This is a genomic window from Exiguobacterium sp. B2(2022) (assembly GCF_028823655.1).
Lineage (GTDB): Bacteria > Bacillota > Bacilli > Exiguobacteriales > Exiguobacteriaceae > Exiguobacterium > Exiguobacterium aestuarii_A.
In genome coordinates this window covers 1-640 of sequence record NZ_JAPEHX010000154.1, presented here as the reverse complement: position 1 = coordinate 640, position 640 = coordinate 1, and the positions used below count along the sequence as shown (strand labels likewise).

General features: G+C 48.3%; 1 protein-coding gene. It reads right to left on the bottom strand.

Going from position 1 to position 640, the window contains the following annotated elements; translation table 11 throughout:
* Positions 1-66 precede the first annotated feature (66 nt).
* Positions 67-640: IS21-like element helper ATPase IstB (istB, locus tag ON063_RS14780; protein WP_274665646.1), on the bottom strand; the 574-nt coding region annotated here is incomplete at its 5' end.

The window sequence follows — 640 nt, the reverse complement described above, 5'->3', positions numbered from 1 at the left end:
TTGTATTTTGCAATACAAATGTGCACAATAATGCAACGAAAAGTACAGAACTTTGCCAGCTGGGTTTTAGTGTTTCGACAACGCATGCGTGACACGATAACTGTCACCTGTGAAATTTAATATGTGAGCGTGATGGATGACGCGATCGACGAGTGCCGCCGTTAGGCGTGCGTCGCCAAAGATACGATTCCACTGGCTGAACTCAAGGTTGGATGTGATGATCAAGCTCTTTCGCTCATACCAGTCGGTAATGAGATGGAACAGGAGTTCCGCAGATTCTTTTGTGAGAGGGATGTATCCCATCTCGTCCAAAATGATCAGGTCTGCCGATTCGAGACGTGAATGGAAGCTGCTCAGCTTCCCATCCCTCCAGGCCTTGTTAAGTTGCTCTACGAGCTCGGAGACCCGGAAGAACCTCACCTCATAACCTTTGTGACAAGCTTCTCTCCCGAGTCCGATGGCCAAATGGGTCTTTCCTGTCCCCGGGGACCCTGTCAGAACGACGTTCTGTGAATGCCCGACGAAATTCAATGAGGTCAGTTCGTCCTTATCCAAATGCTTCGGGAAGTAGATGTGATTGCCCCAGTGATAGTCGTCGAGTGACTTGTTGTTGATGAATTTGGCCTTTTTGATAAATCGT